We start from the raw sequence: 825 nt of genomic DNA on the forward strand, positions 1-825 counted from the left end.
ACTGAAGTAGAACTGCTTAAAACACCTAATTTAGGTAAGAAGTCCCTTACCGAGATTAAGGATGTTCTAGCGTCTCGTGGTCTTTCTTTAGGTATGCGTCTTGAAAACTGGCCGCCAGCTAGTTTAAAGGGCGATGATCGAGTGTTGGCTCACTAAGCCGCCTCGACTAGACAGGTAAGGAATTAGAAAATGCGTCATCGTAAAAGTGGTCGTAAATTCAACCGCAACAGCTCGCACCGTAAGGCGATGTTTAAAAACATGGCTGCATCTTTGGTCGAGCACGAGTTGATCAAAACGACATTGCCGAAAGCAAAAGAGCTTCGCCGTGTGGCTGAGCCTTTGATTACTCTAGCTAAGAATGATTCTGTAGCTAACCGTCGTTTAGCGTTCGCTCGCGTTCGTAATGACGAAGTTGTTGCTAAGTTGTTTGATGAACTAGGCCCACGCTACAAAGAGCGTCCTGGCGGCTATATTCGCATCCTTAAGTGCGGTTTCCGTACTGGTGATGCTGCGCCAATGGCTTACGTAGAGTTGGTTGACCGTCCTATCGTTGATGAGATCGACGAAGACGAAGAGTAAGCTTTTCAGAGTTACCGCTCAACGAAAAAACCCAGTCTACTGACTGGGTTTTTTTATGCCTGAATTTCGCCTGCAAGCACATTTTAGGCGAAGGTAAGATGGTTAAAAGTATGAAACACGTAACATTCAGTGATCGCTAGCACAAGGTGCGATTACGACTCAATGAATGTTGGTGTGTGGCTGAGCTTATTACAGCATTGGTTTAAGAAATTGTCCTGTAAACGAGCCGGGTATTTCAGCAACTTG

2 protein-coding genes are annotated in these 825 nt (G+C 45.5%); both read left to right on the plus strand.

Going from position 1 to position 825, the window contains the following annotated elements:
• Window positions 1-156: DNA-directed RNA polymerase subunit alpha C-terminal domain-containing protein (locus A3762_RS26225; protein WP_304439333.1), on the plus strand; the 156-nt coding region annotated here is incomplete at its 5' end.
• Between the two features lie 33 nt (window positions 157-189).
• On the plus strand, window positions 190-579 hold the full coding sequence (gene rplQ, locus A3762_RS25115) for a 50S ribosomal protein L17 (RefSeq protein ID WP_068475250.1): 390 nt from the start codon (window positions 190-192) through the stop codon (window positions 577-579).
• Window positions 580-825: the final 246 nt, after the last annotated feature.

This window comes from Oleiphilus sp. HI0125 (genome assembly GCF_001635355.1).